The following is a 14585-nucleotide window of genomic DNA, read 5'->3' on the forward strand; positions in this document are numbered from 1 at the left end:
TCTCGGATATGTCCATTATCCTCTTCCTTTAATGCTTTTTGTAGTTTCTCTACTTGCTCTTGATTGAGATAATTTTTCGCTGGCATCTTTCACTTGTTAGACTAAATTTACTTTCGGATTATACTTTATTTAAATGCTGAACAGCTTATCAAGTTACTCTCAGCAGTTCTCCTAAAAAATTGGGGGGAAATTTATGGATTCTGCCAATAAGCCATGTAGACCTAAGCAACTTAGCATTTTACAAATTATTGGAATCGTACTGCTATTAGCTGCGATTAAATATAGTTTGGACGAAGTTTCACTGTTTCTGCTTAAGCATTTTATTTCAGAAGAATCTGTTGTTTACACAACATTAGTCAACGAATTTCGGCATTTTCACTAACCTTGAGCAATGGTGGCGCGCCCGATATGCGATCGCCAGTTTTTCTGTTGATGCTCCAAACGAAGCCATACGCGAACGGGCGCAAGGAGAGCGAAGTTACGCGCACACTTTGTTCACACTCTTGAGCTTATTCACCTCATCCCACCAAGTCTTCAGTTTAGGAGTTTGAGCGGTAATTGCCTCAAACTCTGGTGTTTTTGAGAGATAGATGAAGATGGGAATTAGGTAGAAATCGGCAATGCTCAATTCATTACCTAGCAGGTATGGGCTACCAACAGCCAGCGACTCAATCGCCTCTGCTGCTGTTTTTGCAGGCGCGATCGCATTTTTCACCGCGTCCTCATCTGTTTTGCCCCCCTGACTTGGCACAATTAGACGCTGGATGACAATTGTCCTGATTGCAGATGGATAGAAATAGCTATCAATAATTGCCATAATCTGGCGCATCCGAGCCTTAGACAGGGGATTAGACGGGCTGAATTTGCTATTTGCTACGACACTATCGAGATAATCGGTAATGGCAGCCGTCTCATAAAGCACTTCCCCATCCACTTCGAGAGTCGGGACTTTACCAAACGGATTTTTGGCTAGGTACTCGGCTGAGGTGTTTTCACCGTTGAAAATACCGACTTCTTTAAGGTCATAGTCTGCACCTGCTTCCTCAAGCAACAACCGGACAGTACGAACGTAAGTGCTGAGAGGAATGCCGTAAACAGCGATCGCTGGCATTATTTGTAAATCTCCAATCCTTTTGTTCGACAGTGACAATAATACTCGGTGACTAACTGCGATCGCCTCAGCTAGTAGGGGGAGAACTGGCGAACGAGCTGTTTGAGGCATACAAATGGGCGGTCAGAGGAGTGAAAACCCCACGTTAAGCTGTCTATTGGGCAAAAATATTGAAATGCGATCGCTCATTTCTGCTTCAGACTCACAGCTATCTAGATGGAATAACCAGGCGTAATTGCGATCGCATAGCGTCTGCTCTGGCTTAGGCTTCATCAGATTCTTGACTTTCACCGAGAGTTTGTTGTGCAGCGTGTCGGATGTGGAGAATGCGAACTGTAGCCATTTCATTACCCTCAACAATAGTGAAAAGAATGCGGTATGAATTACGACCTCGACCGTAGAGAAGTTGGTGAATTTCCTGGCTGAAATACTTGTTTTCTCTTGCTAAAGGGCAACGCTTAGGCTTTCCGATAAAGACTCGATTGCTCTCAACAACCCTTCATACCACTGTCTTGCTTTTTCAGGTGATGTAATTTGCGATAGTAGCAGGAATGCGCTGTCTGCCTCTGCCTCTGCTACGCTCGAAATCTCAACGCGATAACTCATGAGTCAACTGGCAGGTTGTACTTACGACGTTGTTCCTCAGCAAACTCCTGAAATGAACGGGAATGCCCTGCCTCAAAAGCATCTAAGCCACGCTGAATACCTGCAACAGCTTCTTGTGAGTCTTGCAACTCCCATTCCAATATCTGAGCTAGCAATTGGGCCGCAACAACACTAATATCTTGCCCTTGTTGTGCAGCTTTTTCACGAAGTTGCGCCTCGACTTCTGGACTAAGAGAGATAACTATAGACATATAACTCGTTTTTTCTGCTACCCGCGCCTGTGTTGGTAATTTTAGCAAACCATTGTTAATGAAATTTGTTTTAACTTCGGATTAGTTCGTCAGCTAGCTAGTCTGCGACATAATCAAAGTCAAAGTTGCGATCGCTCATTTATGCTTCTGATTAACTGCCCTCTGACTGGTTTGTGCGAATAAAATATCACCTAGCGATCGCTGTCCTGCCATCCATGCCCTTAGTAACTTTGACCTATAGCTGTTGAGTGAGCAGATTATCTCAAATTTTGGCTTAGCATGGATGGCATTCATTACGAGGAGGGAAAGAACCCATTTCTTCGTAGCTGTTTAACAGCACATCAGCGGCGGTCAGTAACCTTGAACCCAGTACCCAAAGCTTTCACACGTCTGCGGCACAAGGTTAGACTTCATAACACTGCCCTAATATGGGGTTGTTGTTTGATGAAGTCTTTCCATTCATCAAACGATTTTTCCAACAGAATGAGAGCATCGCATAAATAATTCCCATTCTGGTCATGAATAGGAATCTCGTAGCTAATGCTTTCTGGATTATCAATCAATAAATCTACATTAGCATCTTGGTCGTTTACTGCTTTAAGTATGCAAGAATTCATGGACATGATGCATTCCTCTATCTCTGCAAACTTTCCTGAACGGCTTTTGATTAGATTGCCATGCTTTGCACGATTTGCAATATCAGCAAGAATTGGTAGATGGTGACAGGAATTTACGTAACTTTCTACCTCATTTGAATTCTTGTTTATAGCTTTAAGCCTTTCTTTTAAATAATCTTTTAGAGACCAAAGCCAAACCGCTGTTGTCTGAACCTCATCCAGAATTTTCTGAGGTGAGGGAGCATTTGCAAACCTCCACGTGACAGAAGACCCATCATCATAATTTTCATAGAAATATGTTGTATCACTTTTTCGTTGTTGTAAGGATTCTAATAAACTCTCTATTCGCTGAATGAGGGTTTTGATCTCGCTAAGTTGCATGACTAACTACCTGCTCATTTTCCACGTATAAACGCTATGTCGCGCTGAATTTATCAGTGCGCCGAGTGCGGAGCATTGGCGAGCGCCAAGTGTCTACGGAATAGAATCGCCTCATCAAAGTCCATATAAAAGTTGCGGTAAAGAGGAATTCAGGCTCGTAAAGCCAGAGATCGCGCTAATTCGCGTTAAGGGCTTTTGTCCTTCTGCTCCAACGCAGATTTAGGCTCTCTTATAGCAGCAGAAGGCTGGTTTTCCTGTATAATTCTCATCAGAAACCGTAGAGCTTCATTCACTGCATCAGCATTAGGAAACATCTCTGCAACATCAGGTTCCAAACGAACGATTGTCTCGCCAAAACTCTTTCTTTTAGAACCCAACTTTCTGACTTGTAGACTTTTTAAGTCATATTCCGATCGCATCTCATCTTCCATCTCTGGCTCAACCCTCTTCATAGACTTCTCGTTCGGAGCGTGTAACAACTCTTGCACTAATGACACGAATCGAGTCTCCTCTTTCCGTATAAGACACAATTAGTAAGCGTCCTTGATTTGACTCTCCAACAATAAGGTAACGCTCTTCGTCATCAGAGTGGTCTGGATCGTAGAAGTCAACATAGAGTGGATCGTCGAAAACAGTTTTGGCTTCTTCAAAGGAAACTCCGTGCTTTGAGAGATTGCTTGCCGCTTTGTTTTCATCCCAGTCAAACCGCATAGGAATATCTTAGCATCAGGTATTTGAGGAAACTTGATGAACGGTTAAGGCTTGAGCAGCGATCCCACTGAGCAGTCAGCTGTCGATGATATATTGATTTGCATTAGCGATCGCTCTCCCGCTATTAGGCGTAAACTACAACCGGAACTCGCTTAAACGCAGGTATCCCAGACTGTTTATCTATCCGAGCTTTAAAGATGACATTGACTTCGGGATAAAACATCATTGCTGCTCCTTGACGCACCGCACCAAAGATAATTTCAACATTCTCTAACTTGCCTGCATCGCCTTGAACTGTCACTCGTTGATGCTCTTGCCATCCTGCTTGTTTTGCATCCAAGGGATTCATTAAAATGCAATTGCGGTGCGGCATTCCCCGATATTTATCGCCTGGTTTGTAAACTACCGTGTTGTGTTGCGAGTAGCTGCGTCCTGTCATCAATGCTAATACAATGCTTTGAGTAGATTCCGAGACTCCAAACTCTTTTGCTTCCGGCAAATGCAATTTCGGTAATGGCGTGACAAACATATTCGCTTTACCGGACGATGTAGCAAATTTGGGTTCGTTGAAAATGCGTCCGGCGATGGTAAATTCTTCCTTGGTTTCATCAATCGTCGCCATCTGCTCAAAGCCAGGAATTGTTTTGGCAATCAGTTGGCGGACATATTTAGTATCTTGTAGTTTGCGCCAATCAACCGGATCGCTGCCAAGAATGCGATGCGCTAATTGTGTGAGAAATTCAACCTCCGAAATCAAATCCGCATCCTTGAGATGGGTTTTACCAACATCATTGAGCCGCACAAAATTGTTGCCCGATTCCGTAGTAGTTTGGTGTGGATTTTCAAAGCGGTTAAATACCGGAATGATGATGGTATTTTTCTGCGCTAAACCGTGAAAGTGTCCTAAATTCGGTTTGGTGGCGAGGTAGATAATCGTTTCAATATTGCCTAAAGCTCGCTTTGCTTGATTTAAGTCGGGGTTCGCCGCATACAGATTTCCACCCAGGCAAATCAACGTATCTACTTTGCCTGCATCAGCCGCATCAATTAAGTCGCGGGCGCGATATCCAGGGTTGCGGTTGAGCGATCGCCCCAGCAATTTCTCTAGCGCTTCTTGAATCTCTTTTTTGAGTTGGACTGTCACTCCCATCGAGCCAAAACCCTGGACGTTGGAGTGTCCCCGGATCGGCATCGTACCCCCGCCCTCTTTGCCCGCATTGCCTGTCAGCAGCGCCGTGTTAGCGATCGCATAGATGTTATCCACTCCGTTTTCTTGCTGCGTTGCACCCATCGCCCAAGCAAACACCACACCCTTAGAAGAGGCGATTATTTCGGCGGCGATTTCGATCTCTGCTAGAGAAACACCGCAGGTTTGCGCGATCGCTTCCCAAGAAATAGAGCCAGCATAATCGACAACCGCTTCCCAACCCTCAGCATGGGCGCAAAGATAATCTGTTTGAATTAAGTTGCGTTCAATTAGCGCTTTTTGGATGCCGATAAATAGCGCCACATCGCTACCGGGAATTGGTTGCAGATAAAGTGAGGAAATCTCCGATCCGGTAAATAGCGACTTGAGGGGAAATGCTGGGGATGCAAATTTGACCAACCCCACTTCAATAACTGGATTAACGACAATAATTTTGCCACCGCGATCGCGCAACTCAATCAATTCGTTCATCAAGCGCGGATGGTTAGCAGGCGCATTTGACCCGATTAGCACCACGCAATCTGCCTTTTTCAAGCTATCCAGACTGACCATGGAGGTGCCAGAACCAAACATCTGCTTCAGTCCCACTGTCGATGGGACGTGGCACAAATCTGAGCAATCTGCCAAATGATTCGACCCCAGCGATCGCATCATCAGTTGCAGCAGATAAGCCGCTTCATTCGACGATCTCCCGGAACTATAAGAGGCGACTCGTTCCGGCGACTTGCGAAAACCAGCTTCGCCAATCTCGTAAATCTCATCCCAGGAAATCCGCTCGTAATGAGATTTCCCCTCGCGCAGAATGACCGGAAAACTGAGACGACCGAGGCGATCCGCTTCTAAAGAAGTCAAATGTTGGAGTTCGGCGATACTGTGGCGCTCGAAAAAATGGGTCGATACGGCTGGTTGCAACTCGGCGGAAATTGCCTCTACGCTTTTGGCGCAGCGTTGCATCGTTTCCCCCAACTCGTTTGCGAAGCCGCCCTTTTGTCCCCCGGTTCCCCAAGCACAGGACAAGCAAGCACTTTTATGCAACAACGTTTGCCACAGTTTTGGCCCTTCCGGTGATAGGGTATGCTCTGCCCAATATTGCACCACGGGCAAACCGCCACCCATTTCGGGAGCATTGCTGGTTGCTTTAGTTGCGTCTTCTGGTTTAATATCTGCGTCCATACAGCTTCCTCTTGAATGCAGCGCCACTCATCTGTCAGCCTGGAATGCGTTCTATCCCTCTGAATTTATCTTGAGCCAAATACTATCTAGAGGGACTTGAAATCAGCGTAACTCATCAAAACTTGTCTCGCACGATTGTTGTATATAGCAATTCAAGGGTTGGATAGGATACATCTGTAGGGACATGGCAATGCCATGTCCCTAACCTTGGTGGCGAAAACAAAAGAACCGCGATATATTCCACCCAACCGAGAACCGCTATCCATGTGCGATCGCAAACCGTTGACTTGTCAGTTCGCCTCTTATGCCTGTGAGAGCTTTTTTACTGGAAAACTAGCTTCTCAAACAGCCTCTAACCTTTTCAATCGTAGTGGAATCTCAGCCCTTATGCAGATTTTCAGGTGCCATTCCCTAGCCGGCAACTGCTCTGTGGAATAATAGGGACACCAACTGTTCCTATTATTTTTATGACCACTTCTCACAGCCAGGGCTATCTCGTCACGATCATCTGCGAATCGGTATTGCAAGATCGCCTAGTTAAGCTGCTCAGCACAATAGGTGCTTCTGGCTACACCATTATTCCCGCCAAGGGCGCTGGTAGTCACGGTAGACGCATGGGAGATATCGCTGGCTATAACACAAACATTGAAGTCAAAACCGTTGTCACAAAAGAGATATCAGACCAATTGCTAGAAGACCTGAAGGAGTTGTCGAGCAATCATGCCTTGATTGCCTTTCGTCAAAAGGTAGATGGCTTGTTTGATTAAGTAGTTGAATCTAAAATCTGACTGGGGCGATAGATTTCAATTTATCGAGTTCTAGGAGCGATTAACCAGCGTAAGCGATCGCAAATACTCAACACGATATTCTTAAACTAGCGTCGTCTGCGGAATATTCAAGATTGCGATCGCTCATCCTGCCAACGCACCAAGATACACTATTCCGCAGATGGGATGGGCAGGAACAAAAAATAATCGACTTCTTGCCCTTGCAGAAACAGAGTTAAGGCTAGGACTCATCGGTTTCAGGGATTAATAATTCCTGGGGGCGCACAATTGTAATGCCTGATATGCCAGCAAAATCCCTTGGATTGAAAGTTAGAAGATGCGTAACTCCATGTGCAAGCATTACTGCACCGATACGAACATCATGAGTGCGCTTACCCATCACTCTATTAATTGTGACCAAATCTAACCAATTTGGAAAAATCTGCGGAATTTCCTCTAGCAACGGAAAGCGATCGAGAAGTTGATCTACTGTGTTCCTCGTTTGCTCAACAGCCCACCCTAAACCATTCACTTCAATTGGTCGGGTAGCAACAACCCAAAGTTCAACAAGCACTTGCGCTGTTAGAAAACATTCGTCTTCCTGTGTGAGTAAACAGGATATTGCATCTATTGCAAGGCTATGCTGCACATCGGAGGGGTTGCATAAACGTAAAACAACATTAGTATCAAGCAGATATCTCGTCATTCCTCATAAATGCTGTCGCGGCTGAAGGCTTCATCAGGCAGACTTGGACTATTTTTGGGAAGTTGCGATACCCATTCATGTAACTCTCTAGCCCGTTCTGCTGGCGTTGCCCTTTGCCACAATGGAACAGATGATTCGACCCGTCTGGATTGAAACTCAACGAATGCGATGAAATCCGCAATTTTCTTGAGTTGCTCTTCGTTTAACTTGTCTAGGTCTTGCTTAAGCTTGTCTCGGAGCATGATTAAAACGATTGTCCGAAAGCAGATTCTTCTATCTTAATCGATGCGATCGGTCATTTCTGCTTCAGACTAACTACCATCTAAAGTTAATCCCAACTGCTTGACAACTGGAGATAAAAATGGTCTACTGACTGCGCTTCCTTTGTCATTATCTTACAGGTTCTGTTGATTTTCGCCGTTTCCTGTATCTTTTGTGACAATTTGATGAATTAAAGCAAATTGATTTACAACTTTTTGCTCCAACGAACGCTTAGGATTATCAGAATCATATTGAGGATTATCTAAAGCTGAGCCATAGATGTTGCGAATAAGTTCGTAGATGAGGTTAGGATCTACAAGTCTAGCTAAATCATCGTATTGAGTTCGTTCAAAGTTACCTTTACGTGTTCCGTAATGTGCTGAACTCAATTGCGTCGGTAGATAGCATTTAAGAAATTCAACAGCATTCTGAGAATTTCCACTTAATGTTTCTACAAGGTGCTGGTTAACTTCGTCTTCATAACTCCAGCAAGACCATACATAGATGAGTCTATGAGCATCTTCGGGAAATTGAAGGTAGAGAGGAGATGCTTGTGAAAGCTGTTTAATCCTTTGGGCAAAAGCTTCACCTATAACACGACCTTGATCGCTAGAAAGAGGTCGTTCTATTCTCTCGCCTTCTTCTCTTGGTATCAACCATTTAAAGCACTCAAATGCAAAGGAAATAGGACTTGTTTGTAAAACTATTTGCCTCGCAATATTCATCTTGATATCATCACTCTCAATATTATTGACGAGTTGACTAATGAGTATTCCAGCACCTGAGAAAGCGTTAGCTATAAACGTCCTATTTTCTGGAAAGACATCTCCGGCTAGGGAAATTGCCAAAGCAAGATTCTTAGAAGCTAATGAAGACAAATTTTTTATTCTGCTCTGAACTTTTAATACAAAAATGCTAGTTTGCTGTTCTCCTATGAGCCTCCGTATGTTCAATACAGTGTCTTCAATAGAGCTATTTTCTAGCTGAGCTAGGAAAGAAGTAAGCTCTTGATCCGAGATATCATTGTTAGATATTGAATAGGAAAAGAATCTATTAAAGTAGTGAGCGGAGGAGACACGCTGCTCTATATCCGATTCTTTTGTCCAATTGTAAACATAATCGATGTTCCCAAGTATGCCAGTCTGGTTTAGGCGAGGAAACAAGGTTTTTAAGAGGTTCTTAGCGGCTTCCGCCTCATCCACTGTTAAACCTTGAATTCCTCTGTTAATAACCTCAAGGCTATGCTGTGGAAATTCCTTAGGGCTGAAATAACTAAACGATGAGCTTGAAAAAATCTCAGGCTTATTTCTTACAACATCGTATAGTGCTGGGTAGAAAACTCGCATTCCTTCGACTAACATCAAATCTAGTAAGTTAACTTCTCCTTTCAAAATAGGCAATGAAAATGCAAGGGCATTTATATAGCGTTTAGCCATTCTTGGCGTTTTCAGCCCTATTTCCAGACCGTCAACAAAGTTTTTAAAGAAGTAATATCGAAATTCTTCCTCAGAAAATTGAATACCCGTATCGCTTAAAATATCTTCAATTCCTTCCATACAATATTCGAGTAAAGCTACCCGATCTGCTTTAGGTAAATTTAATGGAACCTGAATTATCTTCTCTAGAAAATTTCTTCCTGCTTTAATATCTCCCAAGCCATATTTTTCGCTAAGTGCAGTAGCTACCATTTCCTCATCAAAGGCTAAAATATAAGCTGTGTTATCGAAATCTGCTGATAATTTAACAAGCTTAAATACAGCTTGAATCTCATTTTTATCAATTCTGTCAATATCGTCTATTAAGACGACTACACGCTTTCCTGCATTTTTTAAAAGTGATTCGAGCCTTTTCTTTAAAATTTCTAATTCAACAGATGAAAGAGTTTTACCTAGACTCTGAATGCCTTGACCCGGAGTGAATCGCAATGAACCAAAAAAAGTTAAGTTGAAGCCAGTTAAACCACTTGAATATTTATCGAGCAATTCACCAACTTTTTCTGAAGGAGAGGTTATTGATTTTCCAATTGCTTCTGCTAAAGCTTTGAAAAATCCTTTAATCAGATTAACTTCGTCTGTGAATCGCCAAGGGTTAAATTTAACACAAATGATATTTGGAGATTCTTTAAGACCTTGTTCAATAAAATTGAGAACAGTTGTTTTACCGTCGCCCCAAGGACCATAAATTCCGATCACGATGCTGGATGGATCGCTTCGAGAGGCAATGGTTTGTGCAACTCTTTCGGCAAAAGACCAACGCTTAAACCTATCTTTCTCCGGGTTATTTATAGGAGAATCAGTGAAGTAGCGCTTCTTTAGCTCCACAACACTTTCATTAGCTACAGTAGCGGTTTCATCATTCTGCTGCTGGAGATTTTTTCTATAAAAAAAGTTAAAAAACCGTCTCATACCGCTGTAGGATCTAAAAATTAGGACTGATTCCTGGTATAGCATTTTTCCTTTGCAGAAGGACTGGCTAACTGGTACTAATCCCAGGATCGATAGCACTGGATATTGAGCTGTCGCAGAGCATTCGGTAGACGCAAGGCGCGTCCATTGGGCAATAAATGGACGCGCCTGCGCTGAAGACACAAGAGATAGCGATCGCATTTCTTCTGCGCTCCACTTTACTTATCCAATTAGTGTAACTGTAGGGCAGAAAGCTACTTGAGAGGACAATACTTTATTGGATTCAGTTGTTGCTCAAAGCCATTGTTAATTGCCGATTAGATTTTGCACTATGTCTACGCTCAAGTTCTAGTAAACCTTCCTTAAGACGGACTCCACCTCTAAAACCTGTAAGTGTGCCGTTGCTGCCGATAACACGGTGGCAAGGCACAATAATACACAGAGGATTTTTACCGTTGGCTGCTCCCACAGCACGCGCTGCTGTTGGCAATCCTATTTTTCTCGCTAGTTCTCCATAAGATATCGTTTGACCGTAAGGTATTGATTGCAGCGCTGTCCAAACCTGCTGTTGAAACACCGTACCTATGGGGGCAAGTGGTAGAGTAAATTGATACAATTCGCCATTGAAATATGCCCGAAGTTGCTCAACGGCGTCACCATCTAGCTTCTTTTGGAAATGCCAAGCGGCTTCTGGAGACTTTGCAGCCAGCCCTTCTTGAAAGTCTATCGCCACCAGCCCAACTGAACTTTGCGCGATTAAGATACGTCCCAGAGGGCTATCCATGTAGGTATAGAAAATTGAATCAGAAACCATATAAATTCCTTTTTGCTTAGATTTCCCAGAACGCGATCGCCTGCAATACTAGATAGAATTTTGACATGGATTTACATCTGTGCATACATGGGAATGCTTTGGCGAAGCCCACCGAAGGTATCGCTTATCAGTAACCCATTCCATTCAGGCGATCGCCTCGCCAGTTTGTTTGACATCAACTTCGCAAATTGCTAATATGAGCCTGTAAAAAGGCTATCATGCACGTTATCAGTAAAAAAAGACTCAAAGAGTTCTGGGAAAACCACCCCAATGCTGAGCCAAACCTGCAAACATGGTACAAAATCACAAACAAGGCTGAGTGGCAAAACTTTGCTGAATTACGCCAAGTCTTCCCCTCAGTTGATATAGTTGAAAACTTTACTGTTTTTAATATCAGCGGTAACAACTATCGACTGATTGCTCTTATAGATTATCAGTACAAAGAAGTTTATATCCGCCATGTCTTAACTCATGCAGAATACGACACAGACAACTGGAAAAACGACCCCTGGTACACATAGTTCTAGTAATTATATCGAACTACTCAAGGCTTTTCCTCCGCGCCCCATTGCTTCGGAAGAAGACTTGATTGCTACCCAAAAAGTGATAGATTCTTTAATTGATCAACGTGAGTTGACATCAGATGAACGAGATTATCTACACCTTTTAGGTTTGTTAGTCTCAGAGTACGAGGACATTCATTATCCTATTCCTGATATCAATGGGGTAGACCTTTTAAAGGTTTTGATGGAAGAATCAAATCTACGACAGAAAGATTTAGTTCCAATTTTTAAAACTGAATCTATTGTTTCGGCAGTGCTGAACGGTAAGCGTCAGCTAACGGTAGAACATATTCAAAAGTTGGCTGATTTTTTCCATATTTCGCCAGCCGTTTTTTTTAGTAAAGGTGTCTGAATAAAAAAATCCCCTGGCAGAAATACCAGGGGATAAAAGTGTTAAATCTTAGCTAATCAATCGCGTAACTGGTGGGGTTAGCTGACAGGAAGTAACTCTCGCTGTTCAGATTTGACTACCTGAATCTGATTGTCATCGTCAACGTCAAGGATGGCGGTGTCTCCATCTTTGATTTGACCGGATAGCATAGCTTCAGCTAAGTTGTCTTCTAAGAGTCGCATGATGGCACGGCGGAGACTTCTCGCACCATAAGCAGGACTATAGCCTTCTGCGACTACGCGCTCCTTGAAGCGATCGCTTACTTCCAGATTAATTCCTTGTTCGGTCAAGCGACTGGAAATTTCGCGAATCATAATGTCTGCAATCTGCTTCACCTCTTCCTTACTCAACTGACGGAAGACAATGATCTCGTCGAGACGGTTCAGGAACTCTGGACGGAAGTGTTGCTTGAGGTCTTCATTCACTAAAGCGCGAACCCGATTATAGTTAGACTCGGCTTGGTTGTCAGAGAACTCGAAGCCTAGACCGCCGCCGCCTTTCTCAATGATTCTAGAACCGATGTTCGAGGTCATGATGATCAAAGTGTTCTTGAAGTCTACTGTACGTCCTTGGGAATCAGTCAAGCGACCATCATCCAAGAGTTGCAGCAACATATTGAAGACATCAGGGTGAGCTTTTTCGATTTCGTCGAATAATACCACCGTGTAAGGCTTGCGACGCACAGCTTCGGTTAACTGACCGCCTTCGTCGTATCCCACGTAGCCGGGAGGCGAACCAATCAGCTTAGAGACAGTGTGGCTTTCCATGAATTCTGACATATCAAGTCGAATCATGGCTTCTTCAGAACCGAAGAAGTAAGCTGCTAAAGCTTTCGCTAATTCCGTCTTACCAACTCCGGTAGGCCCTGAGAAAATAAAGCTGGCGATGGGACGATTCGGATCTTTTAGACCAACTCGTGCGCGGCGAATGGCTTTCGAGGCGGCTGTAACTGCTTCCTCTTGACCGATGAGACGCTGGTGCAGAGTGTCTTCCAAGTGCAGCAGCAACTCAGACTCGGATTCAGTGAGTTTGTTGACAGGTACGCCAGTCCATGAAGCAACGATTTGAGCGATATCTTCCTCGTCAACAACAGGGGCGTTTGCAGCGATAACCTCCGACTTTTTGTTGTCTTTGGTTGCTTTCAATTGTGCCTCAAGTTCCAACTCGCGATCGCGCAATACTCCCGCTTTGTCAAAATCTTGCGCCTTGACTGCTTCCTCTTTCGCTGTGGTAACTTGACGCAGTTCGCGCTTGAGTTCCCCATTTGCAGAAGGTTTAGTATTTCGCAGACGGACGCGAGAACCAGCCTCATCAACCAGGTCAATTGCCTTATCTGGTAAGTAACGATCTGATATGTAGCGATCGCTCAGCTGAGCGGCTGCAACTAGAGCTTCATTAGAGATTTTAACCTTGTGGTGCTGCTCGTAGCGATCGCGCAGACCAATTAAAATCTCGATAGTTTCACTCACGCTGGGCGCACCTACCATAATCGGTTGGAAGCGACGCTCCAAAGCTGCATCCCGTTCGATATGCTGGCGGTACTCATCCAGCGTCGTCATCCCCATGCACTGCAACTGACCACGAGCCAAAGCGGGTTTCATGATATTAGCAGCATCCATGCCACCTTCAGCCGAACCAGTACCAATCAAGGTGTGAACTTCGTCAACTACCAAGATGATATTTCCAGAGGCGCGAATTTCCTCAATGATTTTCTTGAGACGTTCTTCAAATTCGCCCCGGAATTTGGTTCCAGCGACAAGCGTCCCCATATCTAGGCTGATGACTTGCTTATCTTCCAGGGTATCGGGAATATCTTTATTAACGATACGCTGCGCTAAACCTTCAGCGATCGCAGTTTTACCAACTCCCGGCTCCCCGATCAATACTGGATTATTCTTGGTGCGGCGACCTAAAATCTGGATAGCACGTTGAATTTCCTTTTCCCGACCAACGACTGGATCGAGTTTACCTTCTGCGGCTAATTTGGTAAGATTAGTGCCAAACTCGTCTAATGTGGCTGTCTGGTTGGAACGCTGGGAAGACGAGCGCTCTTGTCGTGCGCCAGCGGGAACAGCTGCCACTTCTCCCAGCATCTGAATTACGGCGGTGCGGAGGTTCGAGGGATCTACTCCCAGATTTGCCAAAACCTTTGCAGCAACGCCTTCACCCTCTTGAATCAGACCTAGCAACAGGTGTTCTGTGCCAATGTAGTTGTGTCCCAGAGACTTAGATTCTTGCAGAGATTGCTCAAAAACGCGGTTTGCCTTGGGGGTGAAGGGAATTTCAGCTGGTACAAAGCGAGATCCCCGACCAATAATTTTTACAACCTCGTTGCGTGCTTTTGGGAGAGTGACACCAGCGTCAGTCAACACTTTAGCAGCTACTCCCGTACCTTCTGCAATCAAGCCAAGAAGGATTTGCTCGGTTCCCACGAGGCTGTGTCCCAGGCGACGTGTTTCTTCCTGGGCTAACATGACTACTCTAACGGCTTCTGTAGTGAAGAGTTCAAACATGGCGGGTAATCCTCTACCGAGCTGTTTTCTGCTTCAGGGAAATGTGATGTTTCCCCAGGCATAAACTTTTATGTACTTCGTATTCATAATGTATCGTTACGAAGGATG

General features: G+C 44.2%; 15 protein-coding genes and 1 pseudogene. 3 read left to right on the top strand and 13 right to left on the bottom strand.

Going from position 1 to position 14585, the window contains the following annotated elements:
- Positions 1 to 478: 478 nt before the first annotated feature.
- The 8 genes and pseudogenes from H6F63_RS18685 to H6F63_RS18720 form a co-directional block, all read right to left on the bottom strand.
- Positions 479 to 1222, bottom strand: a complete 744-nt coding sequence (locus tag H6F63_RS18685) for a glutathione S-transferase family protein (protein WP_242019918.1) — start codon at positions 1220 to 1222, stop codon at positions 479 to 481.
- A 12-nt stretch (positions 1223 to 1234) separates the two neighbouring features.
- Positions 1235 to 1459 (bottom strand): hypothetical protein, encoded by a 225-nt coding sequence (locus H6F63_RS18690; RefSeq protein WP_190639033.1) that lies wholly within the window; start codon positions 1457 to 1459, stop codon positions 1235 to 1237.
- A pseudogene (locus H6F63_RS31065) lies at positions 1374 to 1717 on the bottom strand (type II toxin-antitoxin system RelE/ParE family toxin). The gene H6F63_RS18690 and the pseudogene H6F63_RS31065 overlap by 86 nt, the downstream one beginning before the upstream one ends.
- Positions 1714 to 1968: a hypothetical protein gene (locus H6F63_RS18700; protein WP_190639016.1), complete on the bottom strand. Its 255-nt coding sequence runs from the start codon at positions 1966 to 1968 to the stop codon at positions 1714 to 1716. The pseudogene H6F63_RS31065 and the gene H6F63_RS18700 overlap by 4 nt, the downstream one beginning before the upstream one ends.
- A 410-nt stretch (positions 1969 to 2378) precedes the next feature.
- On the bottom strand, positions 2379 to 2966 hold the full coding sequence (locus H6F63_RS18705) for a hypothetical protein (protein ID WP_190639017.1): 588 nt from the start codon (positions 2964 to 2966) through the stop codon (positions 2379 to 2381).
- Positions 2967 to 3151: 185 nt separating this feature from the next.
- The gene (locus tag H6F63_RS18710) at positions 3152 to 3418 is read right to left on the bottom strand and encodes a hypothetical protein (protein WP_190639018.1); all 267 of its coding nucleotides are present in this window, start codon (positions 3416 to 3418) and stop codon (positions 3152 to 3154) included.
- On the bottom strand, positions 3405 to 3677 hold the full coding sequence (locus H6F63_RS18715; RefSeq protein WP_190639019.1) for a BrnT family toxin: 273 nt from the start codon (positions 3675 to 3677) through the stop codon (positions 3405 to 3407). Before H6F63_RS18715 ends, H6F63_RS18710 begins: the two co-directional genes overlap by 14 nt.
- A 124-nt stretch (positions 3678 to 3801) precedes the next feature.
- Positions 3802 to 6057: an FdhF/YdeP family oxidoreductase gene (locus H6F63_RS18720; RefSeq protein WP_190639020.1), complete on the bottom strand. Its 2256-nt coding sequence runs from the start codon at positions 6055 to 6057 to the stop codon at positions 3802 to 3804.
- Positions 6058 to 6524: 467 nt separating this feature from the next.
- On the opposite strand from H6F63_RS18720, the gene H6F63_RS18725 reads away from it, so the two are divergent.
- Positions 6525 to 6824, top strand: a complete 300-nt coding sequence (locus H6F63_RS18725; protein WP_190419294.1) for a hypothetical protein — start codon at positions 6525 to 6527, stop codon at positions 6822 to 6824.
- Between the two features lie 241 nt (positions 6825 to 7065).
- On the opposite strand, the gene H6F63_RS18730 is transcribed toward H6F63_RS18725, so the two are convergent.
- From H6F63_RS18730 to H6F63_RS18745, 4 genes are all read right to left on the bottom strand, one after another.
- Positions 7066 to 7530: a type II toxin-antitoxin system VapC family toxin gene (locus tag H6F63_RS18730; RefSeq protein WP_190639021.1), complete on the bottom strand. Its 465-nt coding sequence runs from the start codon at positions 7528 to 7530 to the stop codon at positions 7066 to 7068.
- Positions 7527 to 7772, bottom strand: coding sequence for a hypothetical protein (locus H6F63_RS18735; protein WP_190639022.1), 246 nt, complete (start codon positions 7770 to 7772; stop codon positions 7527 to 7529). Before H6F63_RS18735 ends, H6F63_RS18730 begins: the two co-directional genes overlap by 4 nt.
- 153 nt (positions 7773 to 7925) lie before the next feature.
- Positions 7926 to 10397 (bottom strand): KAP family NTPase, encoded by a 2472-nt coding sequence (locus H6F63_RS18740; RefSeq protein WP_190639023.1) that lies wholly within the window; start codon positions 10395 to 10397, stop codon positions 7926 to 7928.
- Between the two features lie 82 nt (positions 10398 to 10479).
- Complete coding sequence (locus tag H6F63_RS18745; RefSeq protein ID WP_277876449.1) at positions 10480 to 11010, bottom strand: methylated-DNA--[protein]-cysteine S-methyltransferase; 531 nt, start codon at positions 11008 to 11010, stop codon at positions 10480 to 10482.
- A 218-nt stretch (positions 11011 to 11228) separates the two neighbouring features.
- Between H6F63_RS18745 and H6F63_RS18750 the strand changes: the two genes are divergently transcribed.
- Together H6F63_RS18750 and H6F63_RS18755 are read left to right on the top strand one after the other, a co-directional pair.
- Positions 11229 to 11531 carry a type II toxin-antitoxin system HigB family toxin gene (locus H6F63_RS18750; protein WP_190639024.1) on the top strand — a complete coding sequence of 101 codons (303 nt, stop codon included), beginning with the start codon at positions 11229 to 11231 and terminating at the stop codon, positions 11529 to 11531.
- Entirely contained in the window at positions 11482 to 11925 is a 444-nt protein-coding gene (locus H6F63_RS18755) for a transcriptional regulator (RefSeq protein ID WP_190639025.1), read from the top strand. Before H6F63_RS18750 ends, H6F63_RS18755 begins: the two co-directional genes overlap by 50 nt.
- 77 nt (positions 11926 to 12002) lie before the next feature.
- On the opposite strand, the gene H6F63_RS18760 is transcribed toward H6F63_RS18755, so the two are convergent.
- Positions 12003 to 14477, bottom strand: coding sequence for an ATP-dependent Clp protease ATP-binding subunit (locus H6F63_RS18760; protein WP_190639026.1), 2475 nt, complete (start codon positions 14475 to 14477; stop codon positions 12003 to 12005).
- Positions 14478 to 14585 lie beyond the last annotated feature (108 nt).

This window comes from Trichocoleus sp. FACHB-40 (assembly GCF_014695915.1).
Taxonomy (GTDB): domain Bacteria; phylum Cyanobacteriota; class Cyanobacteriia; order Cyanobacteriales; family FACHB-T130; genus Funiculus; species Funiculus sociatus.